The sequence below is a fragment of the Muricauda sp. SCSIO 64092 genome, from assembly GCF_023016285.1.
In the GTDB taxonomy this organism is placed as follows: Bacteria; Bacteroidota; Bacteroidia; order Flavobacteriales; family Flavobacteriaceae; genus Croceivirga.
The window spans coordinates 615004-628890 of record NZ_CP095413.1; the positions used below are offsets into that span (position 1 = coordinate 615004).

At 42.7% G+C, this 13887-nt stretch carries 11 protein-coding genes and 1 tRNA gene; 1 reads left to right on the forward strand and 11 read right to left on the reverse strand.

What is annotated here, in order from left to right:
- The first annotated feature begins 257 nt into the window (after positions 1-257).
- Positions 258-692, forward strand: coding sequence for a hypothetical protein (locus tag L0P88_RS02305; RefSeq protein WP_247133027.1), 435 nt, complete (start codon positions 258-260; stop codon positions 690-692).
- Between the two features lie 61 nt (positions 693-753).
- On the opposite strand, the gene L0P88_RS02310 is transcribed toward L0P88_RS02305, so the two are convergent.
- The 11 genes from L0P88_RS02310 to tuf all read right to left on the reverse strand — a co-directional run bounded on the left by L0P88_RS02310 (position 754) and on the right by tuf (position 13884).
- Positions 754-1065, reverse strand: a complete 312-nt coding sequence (locus L0P88_RS02310) for a DUF3467 domain-containing protein (protein ID WP_158779663.1) — start codon at positions 1063-1065, stop codon at positions 754-756.
- A gap of 5 nt (positions 1066-1070) precedes the next feature.
- Entirely contained in the window at positions 1071-5369 is a 4299-nt protein-coding gene (gene rpoC, locus L0P88_RS02315; protein ID WP_247133028.1) for a DNA-directed RNA polymerase subunit beta', read from the reverse strand.
- A 42-nt stretch (positions 5370-5411) separates the two neighbouring features.
- Positions 5412-9224, reverse strand: a complete 3813-nt coding sequence (gene rpoB / locus L0P88_RS02320) for a DNA-directed RNA polymerase subunit beta (protein ID WP_247133029.1) — start codon at positions 9222-9224, stop codon at positions 5412-5414.
- 126 nt (positions 9225-9350) lie between these two features.
- A complete protein-coding gene (gene rplL, locus L0P88_RS02325; RefSeq protein WP_158779666.1) occupies positions 9351-9734 on the reverse strand; it encodes a 50S ribosomal protein L7/L12 in 384 nt (127 codons plus the stop codon).
- 53 nt (positions 9735-9787) lie between these two features.
- Positions 9788-10303: a 50S ribosomal protein L10 gene (rplJ, locus tag L0P88_RS02330; RefSeq protein WP_247133030.1), complete on the reverse strand. Its 516-nt coding sequence runs from the start codon at positions 10301-10303 to the stop codon at positions 9788-9790.
- A 26-nt stretch (positions 10304-10329) separates the two neighbouring features.
- A complete protein-coding gene (gene rplA, locus L0P88_RS02335; RefSeq protein ID WP_247133031.1) occupies positions 10330-11019 on the reverse strand; it encodes a 50S ribosomal protein L1 in 690 nt (229 codons plus the stop codon).
- 18 nt (positions 11020-11037) lie between these two features.
- Complete coding sequence (gene rplK, locus L0P88_RS02340) at positions 11038-11475, reverse strand: 50S ribosomal protein L11 (RefSeq protein ID WP_247133032.1); 438 nt, start codon at positions 11473-11475, stop codon at positions 11038-11040.
- Between the two features lie 151 nt (positions 11476-11626).
- Positions 11627-12178: a transcription termination/antitermination protein NusG gene (gene nusG / locus L0P88_RS02345; protein WP_158779670.1), complete on the reverse strand. Its 552-nt coding sequence runs from the start codon at positions 12176-12178 to the stop codon at positions 11627-11629.
- Positions 12179-12181: 3 nt separating this feature from the next.
- Complete coding sequence (gene secE / locus L0P88_RS02350) at positions 12182-12370, reverse strand: preprotein translocase subunit SecE (protein WP_158779748.1); 189 nt, start codon at positions 12368-12370, stop codon at positions 12182-12184.
- Positions 12371-12553: 183 nt separating this feature from the next.
- Positions 12554-12626 (reverse strand) — tRNA-Trp (locus L0P88_RS02355).
- 70 nt (positions 12627-12696) lie between these two features.
- Positions 12697-13884: an elongation factor Tu gene (gene tuf / locus L0P88_RS02360; RefSeq protein ID WP_158779671.1), complete on the reverse strand. Its 1188-nt coding sequence runs from the start codon at positions 13882-13884 to the stop codon at positions 12697-12699.
- Positions 13885-13887 lie beyond the last annotated feature (3 nt).

Consider the following 13887-nt stretch of genomic DNA (forward strand, 5'->3'; position numbering starts at 1 on the left):
GTTTTGGGCATTACCAATGGCACAGGCTACTGCATGCAGAAAAGAAGGGAACCAGAAGGGAACCCATCGCAAACCAGGATTTAAGCCCTATCCCAGACGATGTGTGTTGCGAGGTTTTTTGGATTGTGTCAAAACCAAGGTATACTCCAAATGCCAAGATGAAACATTTTGATGTATTCAATGCACGTAAAACATGGGGTCACAACTAGTTAAACAATTTTTTGTACATTGGAATACGTAACCAATACTTTTTTCAAATGACAAATCAAACGGTAAAACCACCCATTTGGTTTTGGGTGGTAAGTATATTCGCATTTTTATGGAACCTGGTCGGGGTTTATAGCTACTTGAATTCGAAATTAAACCAAGTCGCCATGTTGGAAGCCATGACCCAAGAACAACGTGAACTTTTTGAAGGCATCCCAGCCTGGGCTACAGCGGCCTTTGCCATAGCTGTTTTTTCAGGGGCAATTGCCTCTATTGGACTATTGATACGTAAAAAATGGGCCAAACCATTGTTTATACTATCATTATTGGCCGCAGTACTGCAGTTTATTAATTGGTTGTTTCTTCAAAATGCCGGTGAGGTATATGGAGGCCAGGCCTATGTAATGCCTGTTTTAGTGGTAATCATAGGAATTTTCCTGATTCTATTTTCCAAACGTTCCATTGCGAAGGGATGGTTGAAATAAAACCCTTTCCTTCTTACAACAAAAAATAAAAAAGGCCCTGATTTGTTATCAGGGCCTTTTTTTATGCTTCTCCCGTAGGACCAAAATTCAATGGTATGGGAGGTTGTTCATAATCCTTAATTGTTCCATGCGCTTTTTCGAACCTATTCACATTATCGTTAAGTGCCTTTAGGAACTTTTTGGCATGCTGTGGTGTCAATACAATTCTGCTTTTCACCTTTGCCTTTGGTGCTCCTGGCATCATACTGATAAAATCCACTACAAATTCAGATACAGAATGGTTAATAATGGCCAGATTGGAATAAATTCCTTCTGCCGTCTTCTCATCCAGTTCTATATTGATCTGTTTTTGATTTTGGTTCTTTTCAGCCATATTTTTTAGAATTTGAACTCTTCCTTACGTGCCATGATTTCATCATATTCCTCTTTTGAGCCTACAATGATGCTATCATAATCACGCATACCCGTACCTGCAGGAATTTTATGTCCAACAATGACATTTTCCTTTAAACCTTCCAGCGTATCCACTTTGCCGCTTACGGCAGCCTCGTTCAATACTTTGGTGGTTTCTTGGAAGGACGCTGCAGAAATGAACGACTTGGTCTGTAATGACGCCCTGGTAATTCCCTGAAGGATCGGTGTTGCCGTAGCCGCAACCGCATCCCGAGCAGTTACCAAGGTTTTATCCGAACGTTTCAACAGTGAATTTTCATCCCTCAAATCCCTGGCAGAAATAATCTGTCCTGCTTTTAAGTTTTCGGAATCCCCGGAGTCCTCGACTACTTTTTTACCAAAAATTTCATCGTTCTCCCTAATAAAGTCGTCCTTGTGCACTAATTGATTCTCCAGGAAAATAGTATCCCCGGCATCTTCAATACGGACTTTACGCATCATCTGCCGTACAACCACTTCAAAGTGTTTATCATTGATCTTTACACCTTGCAGTCGGTATACCTCTTGAACTTCGTTCACCAAATATTGCTGAACGGCCGATGGCCCTTTGATGGCCAAAATATCCTCTGGGGTAATGGAACCGTCGGATAATGGCATTCCTGCCCGTACATAATCGTTCTCTTGAACCAATATTTGATTTGAAAGCTTCACCAAGTATTTCTTGACTTCTCCCAATTTGGACTCGATGATGATCTCACGGTTTCCACGTTTGATCTTACCAAAGGATACCACTCCATCAATTTCGGAGACCACGGCTGGATTTGAAGGGTTACGCGCTTCAAACAATTCGGTTACCCTTGGAAGACCACCGGTGATGTCCCCTGCCTTGGCAGACTTACGTGGAATCTTAACCAAAATCTTACCTTCACTGATCTTTTCCCCATCATCAACCATAATATGGGAGCCAACAGGAAGGTTATATGATCGAAGTGTTTCACCTTTTCCATCCTTGATCAATAAGGTAGGTATCAACTTTTTATTCCTGGACTCGGAAATCACCTTTTCCTGGAATCCTGTCTGTTCGTCAATCTCCACTTGATAGGTGACACCTTGTTCGATATTCTCATAGGCAATGGCTCCCGTAAACTCGGAAACGATTACACCATTATAGGGATCCCATTGACAAAGCACCTCCCCACTACTAATCTTAGCTCCATTTTTCACGAATAACTGGGAACCATAAGGAATGTTATTGGTACTTAGCGTAATACCTGTTTTCTCATCCACAATCTTAATTTCAGATGTCCTTGAGATAACGATATTTGCCTTTTCGCCTTCACTGTTCTGCCCAACAACGGTTCTCAAATCCTCAATTTCGGCAACACCATCAAATTTGGCTTCCAGCTTGCTTTCCTCAGAAATGTTTCCTGCAATACCACCTACGTGGAACGTACGCAATGTTAACTGAGTACCAGGTTCACCAATGGATTGAGCAGCTACAACACCCACGGCTTCACCTCTTTGAACCATTTTATTGGTTGCTAGGTTCCTACCGTAGCATTTTGCACAAATCCCTTTGGATGCCTCACATGTCAATGGAGAACGAACCTCAATCTTTTCAATTGGGGAGGCCTCAACCTTCCTTACTTCAACCTCGGTAATTTCCTGACCGGCGGAAATAAGCAATTCTTCATTCAAGGGATTGTAGACATCATGCAATGAAACCCTACCTAAAATTCGTTCCCCGAGGGTTTCAACGATTTCCTCGTTTTTACGCAGTGGAGCAACCTCGATACCCCGGAGTGTTCCACAATCTTCAATGTTGATAATTACATCTTGGGAAACATCAACCAAACGGCGTGTTAAATATCCGGCATCCGCTGTTTTTAAAGCAGTATCCGCAAGACCTTTACGCGCACCGTGCGTAGAGATGAAGTACTCCAAAATGGACAATCCCTCCTTAAAGTTGGAGAGAATTGGATTTTCGATGATCTCTCCACCTCCTGCAGTGGATTTTTTGGGCTTGGCCATCAAACCACGCATCCCCGTCAACTGGCGAATCTGCTCTTTGGAACCCCTTGCGCCGGAATCCAACATCATATACACCGAATTGAATCCTTGCTGATCTTCACGAATTCGCTTCATGGCCAGTTCCGTCAACATGGCATTTGTTGAGGTCCAAACATCAATCACCTGATTGTAGCGTTCGTTATTGGTGATAAGTCCCATGTTATAGTTCATCATGATGCCATCGACCTGATCGTTGGCATCCGATATCATTTCATGCTTTTCAGCAGGGATAATAATATCACCCAAGCTAAAGGACAATCCGCCCTTAAAGGCGAATTGATACCCCATGGTCTTGATCTTATCCAAAAATGCTGCTGTCCTGGGTACATCCGTAACGGCCAAAATATCCCCAATAATGCTACGTAGCGCTTTTTTGGTCAATACCTGGTTAATGAAACCTGCTTCCTCGGGAACTTCTTGATTGAACAGCACCCTACCAACAGTGGTCTCAATAATTTGATTTACCAATTCCCCTTCTTCATTAAAGTCTTTTGTACGCACTTTAATGCTTGCATTCAAATCCACTTTCTTTTCGTTGAAAGCAATTTCAACTTCTTCGGGTGAGTAGAAGGTCAATCCCTCTCCTTTAACCGTAACCTCGTCATCGGAGAGTCGCTTTTTTGTCATATAGTACAATCCCAAAACCATATCCTGGGAAGGAACCGCTATTGGAGACCCATTAGCAGGATTTAAGATATTTTGGGAGGCCAGCATCAATAACTGTGCTTCCAAAACAGCTTCCGGCCCAAGGGGCAAGTGTACCGCCATCTGGTCACCATCAAAATCCGCATTAAATGCAGTACAGGCCAATGGGTGCAAACGTATGGCCTTACCCTCAATAAGTTTGGGTTGGAAGGCTTGAATCCCCAATCTGTGCAATGTGGGGGCCCTGTTCAACAGCACGGGGTGCCCTTTGATCACATTATCCAATATGTCCCAAACAACCGGTTCTTTTTTGTCTATTATCTTCTTGGCAGATTTTACGGTTTTTACGATACCCCTTTCTATCAATTTCCTGATTACAAAAGGTTTGTAAAGTTCCGCCGCCATATCTTTTGGAAGACCACATTCATACAGGTTCATTTCCGGGCCTACGACAATCACGGAACGCGCCGAGTAATCCACACGTTTACCCAATAGGTTTTGACGGAAACGGCCTTGTTTTCCCTTTAGGGAATCTGAAAGGGATTTCAATGGTCTATTTGATTCTGTTTTGACCGCAGAAGCTTTTCTTGTATTGTCAAACAAGGAATCCACGGATTCTTGGAGCATACGTTTTTCGTTCCTTAGAATCACTTCCGGGGCTTTGATTTCCATCAAACGTTTCAAACGATTGTTTCGGATGATCACCCTTCGGTACAGGTCATTTAAGTCCGAAGTAGCAAAACGACCTCCGTCCAAAGGAACCAAAGGACGTAATTCCGGTGGAATTACCGGAATGACTTTCATAATCATCCACTCGGGGCGGTTTTCCCGGTTGTCCTGGGATTCCCTTAAAGCTTCAACAACCTGCAATCTTTTTAAAGCCTCGGTCTTACGTTGCTTTGAAGTTTCTGTATTTGCTTTATGCCTTAATTCATAGGACAGTTGTTCCAAATCGATTCTTGAAAGCAGATCGATCAAACATTCCGCGCCCATTTTGGCAATGAATTTATTGGGGTCGGAATCTTCCAAATATTGGTTTTCAACTGGAATGGACTCCAATATATTGAGGTACTCCTCCTCGGTCAGGAAGTCCATTTTATTGATTTCCTCCCCTTCAGGACCTTTGGCGATACCCGGTTGGATGACCACATAACGCTCATAATAAATAATCATGTCCAATTTCTTGGAAGGGAGTCCCAACAGATATCCAATCTTATTGGGTAGTGAGCGGAAATACCATATATGGGCAACGGGAACCACCAAATTAATGTGTCCTACCCTATCCCTACGTACTTTCTTCTCAGTTACCTCCACCCCACAACGGTCACAAACAATGCCGCGGTAACGGATACGCTTATATTTTCCACAGGCACATTCGTAATCCTTAACAGGACCAAAAATACGCTCACAGAACAAGCCGTCCCTTTCCGGTTTGTGGGTGCGGTAGTTAATGGTTTCCGGTTTTAAAACCTCACCTCTGGACTCTGCCAAAATTGCTTCCGGGGAAGACAATCCTATAGAGATTTTATTGAACCTTTTTGGAGTATTGTTATCTTTTAATCTAGCCATGATCTACTTCAGCTATTGTGTTAAAATGTTCTCTTAAAATTCTTATTCTTCCAATCTAATATCCAGACCCAATCCCTTGAGTTCGTGCATCAATACATTGAAAGATTCTGGCAATCCAGGTTCTGGCATGGTCTCCCCTTTTACGATGGACTCGTAGGTTTTGGCCCGTCCTATAACGTCATCCGATTTTACGGTCAAAATCTCACGCAGGGTAGAGGAAGCACCATAGGCTTCCAATGCCCAAACCTCCATCTCACCAAATCGTTGACCACCAAATTGCGCTTTACCGCCCAATGGTTGTTGTGTAATCAAAGAGTATGGTCCAATGGAACGTGCGTGCATTTTGTCATCCACCATATGGCCTAGTTTAAGCATATAGATAACCCCAACGGTCGCTGCCTGGTCAAAGCGTTCACCCGTGCCACCGTCATACAAATAGGTATGACCAAAACGAGGCACACCGGCTTCGTCCGTAAATCCATTGATTTCGTCCAAAGAAGCTCCATCAAAAATTGGTGTGGCGTATTTCCTTCCCAATTTTTGACCTGCCCAACCCAATACGGTTTCATAAATCTGACCGATGTTCATCCGGGAAGGTACACCTAGCGGATTCAAAACAATATCGACCGGGGTTCCATCTTCAAGGAAAGGCATATCTTCCTGACGTACGATACGTGCTACAATACCTTTATTTCCGTGACGACCCGCCATTTTATCACCTACTTTAAGTTTGCGCTTTTTGGCGATATAGACTTTGGCCAGTTTCATGATTCCGGCAGGCAATTCATCTCCGACTGAAATGGTAAACTTATCCCTCCTTAAACTTCCCTGAAGGTCATTCAATTTGATTTTATAGTTATGCAACAAGTCATTGACCAAGATGTTGGTTTTGTCATCCGTGGTCCATGTTCCACTGATCAAATGGGCAAAGTCATCCACTGAGTTCAGCATCTTTATGGTGTACTTCTTACCTTTTGGAAGTACTTCTTCACCAAGGTCGTTCTGTACCCCTTGAGAGGTTTTACCGTTTACCAAAGCAAACAGTTTTTCCACCAAAACATCCTTTAGTTGCTGGAATCTCACTTCATAGTCCATCTCCAATTTGGAAATGGCTTCCTTATCCTCCGAACGTTTTCGCTTATCCTTAATGGAACGCGAGAACAATTTTTTGTCAATAACAACTCCTCTAAGTGATGGTGAAGCTTTTAATGAAGCATCCTTTACATCACCGGCCTTATCCCCAAAAATGGCACGAAGCAATTTTTCCTCCGGCGTTGGATCGGATTCCCCTTTTGGTGTAATCTTACCAATAAGGATGTCCCCAGGTTTTACTTCCGCACCAATACGGATCATACCGTTTTCATCCAAATCCTTGGTAGCTTCCTCGGAAACGTTCGGGATATCGTTCGTCAACTCTTCGGCACCCAATTTGGTATCCCTAACTTCCAAAGCGTATTCATCTATATGAATGGAGGTAAAAATATCCTCTCGTACGACTTTTTCAGAGATTACGATCGCATCTTCAAAGTTATATCCCTTCCAGGGCATGAAAGCTACTTTCATGTTTCTTCCAAGGGCAAGTTCCCCGCTTTGCGTGGCATAACCTTCGCAAAGCACTTGACCTTTTTGCACCTTATCCCCTTTTCGTACAATAGGTTTAAGGTTAATGGAAGTACCCTGGTTTGTCTTGCGGAACTTGATCAAGTCGTACGTTTTGGAGTCTTCTTCAAAACTGACCATCTTTTCTTCCTCGGATCTGGAATATTTAATAATTATTTTCTTGGCATCCACATAGTCGACAACACCATCTTCCTCTGCATTGATCAATACCCTTGAATCCTTGGCAACCTGTCTTTCCAAACCGGTTCCCACAATGGGCGATTCTGGTCGTAATAACGGAACGGCCTGACGCATCATGTTGGACCCCATTAAAGCACGGTTTGCGTCATCGTGCTCCAAGAAGGGAATCAAAGAGGCCGAAATGGAGGCAATTTGATTTGGTGCTACGTCGGTATAGTTCACTTCGGAAGGTTCTACCACGGGGAAGTCACCTTCCTCACGGGCAATTACCTTATCGCCGTCAATGGCACCCGCATCATTCAAAGGAATATTGGCCTGAGCTATTTTCATTCCTTCTTCCTCTTCTGCGCTTAAGTACACATACTCTTCAACATTCACCTTTCCATCCGCAACTTTTCTATACGGTGTTTCCAAGAAGCCCATCTGGTTCACTTTGGCAAAAACCGAAAGTGAAGAAATTAAACCAATATTAGGACCTTCAGGAGTTTCAATTGGACATAAACGCCCATAGTGGGTGTAATGTACGTCACGGACCTCAAATCCTGCCCTTTCCCTTGATAGACCACCTGGGCCAAGTGCCGATAGCCTACGTTTATGGGTTATCTCTGCCAACGGATTGGTTTGGTCCATAAACTGGGATAGCTGGTTGGTACCAAAAAATGAGTTAATCACCGATGACAAGGTCTTGGCATTGATCAAATCGATTGGTGTAAATACCTCGTTATCGCGAACATTCATTCGCTCACGAATGGTACGTGCCATACGTGCCAAACCAACACCAAACTGAGAGGACAATTGTTCACCAACCGTTCTTACCCTTCTGTTGGACAGGTGATCTATGTCATCAATCTCCGCTTTGGAATTGATAAGTTCAATCAAATATTTAATAATAGTAATGATATCTTCCTTGGTCAATACCTGCTTGTCCATTCCAATATCAAGACCTAATTTTTTGTTCATACGGTAACGGCCTACCTCCCCAAGATTGTACCGTTGGTCGGAAAAGAACAATTTGTCTATGATTCCCCTCGCGGTCTCTTCATCTGGCGGTTCGGCATTACGCAATTGTCTGTAAATATGTTCTACCGCTTCCTTTTCGGAGTTTGTGGGATCCTTTTGAAGTGTATTGTGGATAATGGCATAATCCGACAGATTTGCATTTTCCTTATGCAAAAGGATGGTCTTTACATCTGCATCGATAATCTCGTCTATATGCTCCTTTTCCAAAACGGTATCACGATCAAGGATAATCTCGTTTCGTTCAATGGAAACCACCTCGCCCGTATCTTCATCCACAAAATCCTCGTGCCAGGTATTCAGTACCCTCGCGGCCAACTTACGGCCCATTACCTTCTTCAATCCGGCCTTTGAGACTTTAACCTCCTCCGAAAGGTCAAAAATTTCAAGGATATCCTTATCACGTTCAAATCCAATAGCCCTGAATAAGGTGGTAACCGGTAACTTTTTCTTCCTATCGATATAAGCGTACATTACGCTATTGATATCGGTGGCAAATTCAATCCATGAACCTTTAAAAGGAATTACCCTGGCGGAATACAGCTTAGTTCCGTTGGCATGGAAGGACTGCCCAAAGAATACACCTGGAGAACGGTGCAACTGAGAAACCACAACACGTTCCGCCCCATTGATCACAAATGTTCCACTGGGTGTCATGTATGGGATGGTCCCCAAATAAACATCCTGTACAATAGTCTCAAAATCTTCATGTTCCGGATCGGTACAGTATAGTTTTAATCTAGCTTTTAAGGGTACGCTATAGGTAAGACCACGCTCGATACATTCTTGTATCGTATATCTTGGTGGGTCAATGAAATAATCCAAAAATTCCAATACGAATTGGTTGCGCGTGTCCGTAATGGGAAAGTTTTCCATGAAGGTATTGTACAAACCTTCGTTACCACGCTCATCCGATTTGGTTTCAAGTTGGAAAAAGTCTTGAAATGATTTTATTTGGATGTCCAAGAAATCCGGGTATTCCGGCATGTTCTTAGCGGTTGCAAAGTTTACTCTTTCTTCAGTCTTGTTAGTGAACATCAATGGACAATTTTAATAGTGAATTCTCAGTTGGGTCACGTATAACTTCATACGCTTCCATTAAACAGGCTAAGGTCTTAACCGCAAAACGGCAAGACCTTAACCAATACAATATAGTTTCTGCTATTATTTAAGCTCAACTTCTGCTCCTGCTTCTTCCAAAGATTTTTTGATTCCTTCAGCTTCATCCTTGGAAACAGCTTCTTTAACTGCTTTTGGTGCGCTGTCCACAATCTCTTTAGCATCTTTCAATCCAAGACCGGTCAATTCCTTAACCAGTTTTACGACAGCAAGTTTTGAACCTCCAGGGGCTTTCAAAATTACATCGAATTCAGATTGTTCTTCAGCAGCTTCACCAGCATCGGCACCGGCACCACCACCGGCAGCAACGGCTACCGCAGCAGCAGCAGGCTCAATGCCGTATTCTTCTTTTAATATATCGGCCAACTCGTTTACCTCTTTTACGGTAAGGTTAACCAACTGTTCTGCAAAATCTTTCAAATCTGCCATTTTCTATCGTTTTAATAAATTTTTAAAAATATGTTTGTTTTAGTGCGTACAAATTATCTTTCGGATAAGGTTTTGAGGATTCCAGCCAATTTTCCACCACCTGATTTAAGTCCGGAAATAACATTTTTGGCTGGGGATTGCAACAATCCTATAATGTCACCGATAACTTCCTCTTTGGATTTGATATTCACCAAAGAATCCAGGTTTTCGTCACCAATATAAACTGCTTCCTCAATAAAAGCCCCTTTCAATAAGGGCTTATCCGATTTCTTTCTAAAATTCTTGATCAGTTTTGCCGGGGCATTACCTGTTTCGGATAACATTAAAGAGGTGTTACCCTTTAATACGTTGGGCAATTCACCGAATTCCTTGTCCGAAGCCTCCATTGCTTTTGCGAGCAATGTATTCTTAACAACTGCCAATTTTATGTTGGCCTTAAAGCAAGCCCTCCTTAAATCCGAAGTGGTACCCGCATCAAGTCCCGAAATATCCGCTAGGTAGATATTTGGATTGTCAGCCAACTGAGCAGTCAAATCTTCAATTACGATCGCTTTTTCTTCTCTTGTCATTGTATTACGTTTGAACTACTCTATGATTAAACAGCTTTGGGATCTAACTGAACACTAGGACTCATGGTACTGCTCATATATATACTTTTCATATATACTCCTTTTGCAGCTGCAGGTTTCAGCTTATTCAACGTATCGATAAGTTCCTTTGCATTTCCGGCAATTTTGTCCGGAGAGAAAGAAACCTTTCCGATGGCAGCATGAACAATTCCCGTTTTATCAACTTTGAAATCTATTTTACCGCCTTTTACGTCAGCCACAGCCTTACCTACATCCATGGTTACCGTCCCGGTCTTCGGATTGGGCATTAGTCCGCGAGGACCCAAAATCCGACCCAATGGGCCCAATTTCCCCATAACGCTGGGCATGGTAACGATGACATCAACGTCTGTCCAACCGCCTTTAATTTTATCCAAATATTCATCCAACCCTACATAGTCTGCACCAGCTTCTTGAGCTTCCGCTTCCTTATCCGGGGTCACCAATGCCAAAACCTTTACGTCCTTACCTGTTCCATGGGGAAGGGTAACCACGCCACGCACCATTTGATTGGCCTTCCTTGGGTCAACACCCAAACGAACCGCCAAATCCACCGATGCATCAAATTTCACATTGGTTATTTCTTTTACCAAAGAAGAGGCTTCTTCCAAGGAATACATTTTATTCCTATCGATTTTAGCAACTGCCTCTTTTTGCTTTTTAGTCAATTTTGCCATTCTAAATTGCTTTTCCGATTAAAAAGGTTTTGGGCCAGAAACCTTTAGTCCCATTGAACGTGCCGTACCGGCCACCATTCGCATTGCAGATTCCACGGTAAATGCATTCAAATCCACCATTTTATCCTCTGCAATAGTTTTCACTTGGTCCCAAGTCACTGAACCGGATTTTACACGGTTAGGTTCGCCAGATCCTTTTTTAATCTTGGCTGCTTCCATCAATTGAACGGCCGCAGGTGGTGTTTTTACAACAAATTCAAACGATTTGTCCTTGTAAACGGTGATAACAACAGGCAATACTTTTCCCTGCTTGTCCTGGGTCCGGGCATTAAACTGCTTACAGAACTCCATGATGTTAACACCAGCAGCACCTAAGGCGGGTCCAACCGGTGGCGATGGATTCGCAGCACCTCCCCTAACTTGTAGTTTTACAACCTTATCTACTTCTTTTGCCATTTTACTTAATTAAATTTGAAATTGTGTCTATTTGGAAGCAACACAATTTTATCTATGTAACAGCTCTTTTATTTTTCTTGACTTTAGATTTAAGACGTGAGATTTGAGATAAATAATTTCTTATGTCCCTCATCTAACATCCCAATTCTTACTATACTTTTTCAACTTGCATATAGCTGAGTTCCAATGGTGTCTTTCTACCGAAAATCTTCACCATCACTTCCAGCTTACGTTTTTCTTCGTTGATTTTTTCAACAGTTCCATTAAAGCCATTGAACGGTCCATCTATTACCTTTACCGTTTCCCCCAATACAAAGGGTATGGCAATATTATCGGTATTTACGGCAAGCTCATCTACCTTGCCCAGCATACGGTTTACTTCGGCTTTCCGCAAAGGCACGGGATCCCCTCCTTTGGTTTCGCCCAAAAACCCAATAACATTGGTAATGGATTTGATGATATGGACCATTTCCCCGCCTAAATTGGCCTTGATCATAATATAACCGGGGAAATAGGTACGCTCCTTATTTATTTTCTTTCCATTTCGTATTTGCACCACTTTTTCAGTTGGCACCAATACATCTTCCAAGTAATCCCCAAAACCGGCACGTTCAACTTCACTTTCTATATAGCCTTTGATTTTATTCTCTTGGCCACTGACTGCACGCACCACGTACCACTTTTTTTCCAACACCTCTGACATCACCTACCCAATTAATTTTTCAAAGTACAACGCAATCAACTTACTAAAAACCGTATCCACTCCCCATGTTGCCAACGCAAACAAGATTGAGAAGACCGCAACAACGACCATTAAATTGGATGCCTGTTCCCGGTTCAACCAAGTAACATTATTTTTCAACTCTTCCCAAGATTCCTTTACGTAAGTCAACATATCAAAAAAATTCTTTGTGGCCCTATGGAAGCTTTCCTTAGCTCAGCGCAAGCTTTTTGCCCAGGACCAACTTTCCGTCCAATTGCTTTTTGTTCTTTCTCCTTTACACGGGAGGAGAGACTCCCTTCGACTTCGCTCAGGGTAAACTTCCCGTCTCTTCTCCAGACTTTCCTTTCTGTTCAGCACGGGAGGAGAGACTCGAACTCCCGACACCTGGTTTTGGAGACCAGTGCTCTACCAACTGAGCTACACCCGTTCATATTTATACTGAAAGGTATCCGCTAAAAAGCGAACACCCTCAGTATAAATTTGTTATATCAAAAAAATTAATCTAAAATTTCAGTAACCTGACCAGCTCCCACTGTTCTACCACCCTCACGGATAGCAAAACGCAGACCTACATTTAGGGCAATAGGCTGAATCAAATCTACTGTAATGGTCAAGTTATCACCTGGCATTACCATTTCAACACCGTCAGGAAGGACAATATTTCCTGTTACGTCAGTAGTTCTCACATAAAATTGAGGACGATAGTTGTTATGGAATGGGGTGTGACGACCACCTTCTTCTTTTTTAAGGATATACACCTCTGCTTTAAATTTAGCGTGTGGTGTAACGGAACCTGGTTTGCAGATTACCATACCCCTTTTGATGTCTGATTTTTCAATACCCCTCAAAAGGATACCTACGTTATCACCAGCTTCACCCCTATCCAAAATCTTACGGAACATCTCAACCCCAGTTATTGTGGAAGTCAATTTCTCAGCACCCATACCAATAATATCAACACCATCACCAGTATTGGCAACACCTGTTTCTATACGTCCGGTAGCTACCGTACCACGACCGGTAATAGTGAATACATCTTCAACCGGCATTAAGAAAGGCTTATCGATATCACGTTCGGGTAATTCAATCCATTCATCAACGGCATTCATCAATTCCATTACGGTGTCAACCCACTTCTGTTCTCCGTTCAAAGCACCAAGTGCAGAACCGGAAATTACAGGACCGTTGTCACCATCGTACTCATAGAAAGAAAGTAGCTCGCGCACCTCCATCTCCACAAGTTCCAAAAGTTCGTCATCATCAACCATGTCCACTTTGTTCAAGAAAACAACGATTCTTGGAATACCTACCTGACGACCTAGAAGGATGTGCTCACGTGTTTGGGGCATAGGACCATCTGTGGCAGCAACCACCAAGATTGCACCATCCATTTGAGCGGCACCAGTTACCATGTTCTTAACGTAATCCGCGTGACCAGGACAATCCACATGCGCATAGTGCCTATTCTCTGTCTGATACTCTACGTGAGACGTATTGATGGTAATACCCCTTTCTTTCTCTTCAGGTGCATTATCAATAGAATCAAAGCTTCTAAGCTCAGAAAGACCTGCGTTTGCCAATACCGTTGTAATAGCAGCAGTCAATGTAGTTTTACCATGATCTACGTGTCCAATAGTACCTATGTTAAGGTGGGGTTTGGAACGATCAAAAGTTTCCTTTGCCATTTT